This window comes from Microcoleus sp. B4-C1 (genome assembly GCF_036705285.1).
Classification (GTDB): Bacteria; Cyanobacteriota; Cyanobacteriia; order Cyanobacteriales; family Microcoleaceae; genus Microcoleus.
Genome location: NZ_JAUBUC010000131.1, coordinates 1 through 4330, shown reverse-complemented (window position 1 = coordinate 4330; position 4330 = coordinate 1). Strand labels below are relative to the sequence as shown.

Here is a 4330-nt window from a genome sequence, read left to right as displayed (position 1 = left end):
ACAAAAAAAATTAATGTTATTGTGGAACGGGCGTCTCGCCCGTTCTTGAGAATGGTGTAAAATCTGAGTTAATTAAACTAAATTCTATGGCAAGCTTGACAATATTAGGCGGAGGTGCTTGGGGTTCAGCACTGGCAAGTCTGGGAGGCAAAAAAGGCGATCGAGTTAATTTGTGGTCGCGCAGCAGTTCTTTTAATCTAGAATCAGTTATAACGGGTGCGGATGTTGTTGTTTCGGCAGTTTCGATGAAAGGAGTTGGAGCAACAGTCGATCGACTTTTGGCTTTACAGTTAAGTCCCGATACAATTATAGTTACCGTCACCAAAGGTTTAGACCCCGCGACGACGCGCACTCCGTCTCAAATTTGGCAAAATGCGTTTCCTAACAATTCAATAGTCGTACTTTCGGGCCCTAATCTTTCCGAGGAAATTCAGCAAGGATTGCCGGCTGCAACGGTAGCGGCGAGTTCGGATTTAGCGGCGGCCAAGCAAGTGCAAAATATTTACAGTTCTGATATTTTTCGGGTTTATGTGAATGAAGACCCGCTGGGAACTGAGTTAGGTGGAACTTTGAAAAATGTATTTGCGATCGCCGCTGGTGTTTGCGACGGTTTACAATTAGGAACTAATGCTAAATCTGCTTTGCTGACTCGCGCTTTGCCGGAAATGATTCGGGTGGGAGTTCGTTTGGGATCTCGCGCAGAAACTTTTTACGGTTTGTCGGGTTTGGGAGATTTGCTGGCTACTTGCAACAGTCCTTTATCGCGCAATTATCGGGTTGGTTTCGGATTAGCTGAAGGCAAATCTTTAGAGCAAATTTTGCACGAATTGCAGAGCACTGCTGAGGGAGTCAATACTACTAATGTGTTGATTGATTTGGCCAATCAACGCGGCATAGAAGTGCCTGTTTCTCGTCAAGTTTATCGCTTATTAAATGGTGAAATTACTCCTGAACACGCTGTTTTATCACTGATGGAACGCACTTTAAAACCGGAGTAATTTCCCAAAAAATTGTTCGCTATCCCCTTCATGATTCGGCGGTTGAAACCGCTACTAAACAAACAAAGTCCGCCTACGCGGACTAAGAAATAAAGCGGAATAAATGTTATCTATTTACCGCCGTAATAAAAAGCGATTTCTTTGTCTTTCAGCGGTGCAAAGTTTGCCGCAACCAGCATTTTATCGAGTTCCTCTTGTCCGATGTGTTTGACACCGATTCGGACAATGCGCGATCGCATTGTATTTGACACGCCGCTGCGCTGTCTGCCGGCTTCTAATCCCATCACTTGCTGGTAGAGGTCTAATTTTGCTTGCGGAATCGGAGTACCGTCAAAGTCGATTCCAGAGGCGATCGCAACATCGATCGCATCTGCACCAGTTGTAGATTGAGCCGCTGAGTTTGTTTCTGAAGACATTGTGCTGTGTTATCAAAGTTTGCTGTGCAAGCATTTTATCAGAGAAGCTGCTACATAAATTATTCAATCTAAAATCTAAAATCTAAAATCGATTGACTTCCCTCAAATCGACATTTCCCCCGCTGACAATCACGCCAATCCGAGCATTTTTAGCCTGCACAACACCTGACAACAAAGCCGCCGCCGCTAACACTCCCGTCGGTTCCACAACTATCTTCATGCGTTCCCACATAAAAAACATTGTGCTACGAATTGCCTCTTCTGAAACTGTTGCCATATCGTCCACATAATGCAGCACCAAAGGAAAGGTTAATTTCCCCAAAGATGGCGTGCGCGCACCATCAGCAATCGTATCCGGGTTAGTAACAGTTTGTAGCGTTTTCGTGCGGAACGATCGCGCCGCATCGTCTGCTTGCTCCGGTTCCACTCCTATTACTTTACACTGCGGAGACAAAGTTTTTGTCGCGATCGCGCATCCCGACAGCAAACCCCCGCCCCCGCAGCAAACCAGCAGCAAATCCAACTCCCCAACTTCTGCGATTAATTCCAGCGCCGCCGTACCTTGTCCCGCAATCACCCACGCATGATCATAAGGAGGAATAATAGTCAAGTGCCGTTCTGTGGCAATTTTAGCGGCTAACTCTTCGCGGGAAACTTGAGTGCGATCGTACAAAATAATCTCTGCACCGTAGCCGCGAGTCGCTTCTTGCTTGACTTTTGGCGCATCAGCCGGCATGACAACAGTAGCAGGAATCTGTAACAACTGGGCGGCAAGGGCGATCGCCTGCGCGTGATTTCCCGAAGAAAAAGTCAAAACTCCCCGCTGTTTTTCGGCTTCAGATAGCTGCATCAAAGCATTGCAAGCACCCCGAAATTTAAACGAGCCCGTGCGCTGAAAGTTCTCGCACTTGAAAAATACCTGAGAATTTGTGCGTTTGTTGAAAGTTTCCGAAGTCAGAACCGGCGTCTTGAAAGCCTTGCCCTGCAAGCGATTTGCCGCCGCCTTCACATCCGCGAAACTGACTGACAAGGGATTTTGGGCACTCATAGATTTTAGATTAGGGCGATCGAGGACTCTATTTGTAGGGTGGGCATTGCCCGCTTCACTCTTACCATTAAACTATAAATTTTTATCATCAGCTTATGAATAATTATCATTAGCTGTGGCGCTTAATGGTTAAAAAAGCTGTGGACTCAAATCAAAGTTATGACAATTTACTATCAACAATTAAAGGGACGTTTGTACTTGCACAGGAGAGGGGTTAATCAATTAGGAGTGACGCATGGGGCCCAGAAACCGGGTTTTTTTACGAAAATACTTCGTTCGCACTCGAAGATGAGGTAAAAAACCCGGTTTCTTTGTCGAAGTGCGTCCATGTGAATACAAATTTAACCACCGCCGGATTAATTGTAGAGAAACGGCACGGCGCAGTGTCCTGATTTTCGGTAATATCAAATCCATTGGCATCGGAATTATTCATCTCTCTCTCCCCTTTCTCTGTATCCTCTGTGTCCTCTGCGGTTTAATCAACCGGAATGGATATAACGGGTAAAATAAACCGGATTGGATGGTGAAATTGCCCTCGCGAGTGCGATCGACTCCAACCATCGACAACAACGGAAAAAAGAACACGGCAATGCCATTTCCCTACCAAAAAAAGAGCAGCTAAATTGTTTAACAATTACCAAAAAAAAGGACACAGCATGGCTGTGTCCTTACCCGTATCTTGTAGGGACACAGCATGGCTGTGTCCCTAACCGTACCGATATCCCGATTAGGATTCTTGCCGTTTAGAACAAGAACAATTCAGTATTACCGGAAATTCCTAAATCGACATTATTGACAGTTGCAAACAAACTGTTACCGCCAACCGTAGAACCGTTGCTATCGTAATACAGTTTAGTAGACAAACCGTCGTAGATAGCCATGATGGACGGGCCGGTTAAAGTTGCTTCGAGCGCAGTTACAGAAACTGTGCTGCTGTAAGCGTAGAAACTCGAAGCCAAAGTCCCTCCGGTTGTAAACGCTGCAAAACCAGTTTTGTCGAGATTAATTACATCATCAGCAATGCTGTAATTGGTAATTACATCCCCGCCGTCAGCAGTAGTTCCGGTGAACACAAACACATCCGCACCAGCACCGCCGTTGAGAACATTGGTTCCCACACCACCGATTAAAGTGTCATTCCCCTCGCCGCCGAAGAGACTGTCGCTACCCGCGCCGCCGAAAATGCTGTCGTTACCTGCATCGCCGGAGATACTGTCGTTACCTGCACCGCCGTCGAAAATATCAGCACTCGATCCGCCGTTCAAGATGTCAGCAAACTCAGTGCCGGTGACGTTATTAGCTGTCGCACTTCCTGTAAATAAGACAGGAGTGGTGAAGTTGTAACCGCCAACACCAGAACCGAAGTTGTTAACTCCGCTTGTCGGGAAAGTACCGGGATTAGTGATTAAATCCACAACGCTACCTGAGTTGGTAGTAGTACCACCCGCAGAAGGTGCGATCGTACCTGTAAATACAAAGTCCGCCGTTCCCAGATTGCTAGCAGCCGTTCCCAGATTCGCAATCAAGGTCGAACCACCGGCTACGGTACCGTTCGAGTCAAAATACAACTCTGTTTCGTTCGACGCATTAGTAAAGGCGAAGAAACCAGCAGTTGTAGAATTGCCCAGGGCTTTAGCTTGTGCATCTTGCAAAGAGGCATAACTGCCGCCTGTGAAAATCACTAACTCTTTGCCAGTAATGTCAGGATTTGAACCGCTAACACCGTCAAAGTTAGTCGTAGTCAAATTGCCGAAAGCGCTCGCGCTAAACTCGAATTTGTCAGTTCCAGAGGTAAAGTCAGTAATCGTATCACCGCCTTCGCCTGCTGCTTTGTAAACAAACAGATCCGCACCAGCACCGCCAGTCAG

At 46.6% G+C, this 4330-nt stretch carries 5 protein-coding genes; 1 reads left to right on the top strand and 4 read right to left on the bottom strand.

The features are described from left to right. Positions 1–86 precede the first annotated feature (86 nt). The gene (locus QUB26_RS29535; RefSeq protein WP_333320878.1) at positions 87–998 is read left to right on the top strand and encodes an NAD(P)H-dependent glycerol-3-phosphate dehydrogenase; all 912 of its coding nucleotides are present in this window, start codon (positions 87–89) and stop codon (positions 996–998) included. Between the two features lie 110 nt (positions 999–1108). On the opposite strand, the gene QUB26_RS29530 is transcribed toward QUB26_RS29535, so the two are convergent. From QUB26_RS29530 to QUB26_RS29515, 4 genes are all read right to left on the bottom strand, one after another. Beyond that, positions 1109–1414 (bottom strand): small RNA NsiR4-regulated ssr1528 family protein, encoded by a 306-nt coding sequence (locus tag QUB26_RS29530; protein WP_333245918.1) that lies wholly within the window; start codon positions 1412–1414, stop codon positions 1109–1111. Positions 1415–1496: 82 nt separating this feature from the next. Further along, complete coding sequence (locus QUB26_RS29525; protein WP_333245916.1) at positions 1497–2462, bottom strand: threo-3-hydroxy-L-aspartate ammonia-lyase; 966 nt, start codon at positions 2460–2462, stop codon at positions 1497–1499. Positions 2463–2721: 259 nt separating this feature from the next. Next, complete coding sequence (locus QUB26_RS29520) at positions 2722–2895, bottom strand: hypothetical protein (RefSeq protein ID WP_333320876.1); 174 nt, start codon at positions 2893–2895, stop codon at positions 2722–2724. Between the two features lie 310 nt (positions 2896–3205). Next, positions 3206–4330: calcium-binding protein (locus QUB26_RS29515; RefSeq protein WP_333320875.1), on the bottom strand; the 1125-nt coding region annotated here is incomplete at its 5' end.

What these genes read in the sequence shown, in the direction of transcription:
- QUB26_RS29525 (WP_333245916.1), bottom strand. Translation starts at nt 2,462, where the DNA reads ATGAGTGCCCAAAATCCCTTGTCAGTCAGTTTCGCGGATGTGAAGGCG.
- QUB26_RS29520 (WP_333320876.1), bottom strand. Translation starts at nt 2,895, where the DNA reads ATGAATAATTCCGATGCCAATGGATTTGATATTACCGAAAATCAGGAC.
- QUB26_RS29530 (WP_333245918.1), bottom strand. Translation starts at nt 1,414, where the DNA reads ATGTCTTCAGAAACAAACTCAGCGGCTCAATCTACAACTGGTGCAGAT.
- QUB26_RS29535 (WP_333320878.1), top strand. Translation starts at nt 87, where the DNA reads ATGGCAAGCTTGACAATATTAGGCGGAGGTGCTTGGGGTTCAGCACTG.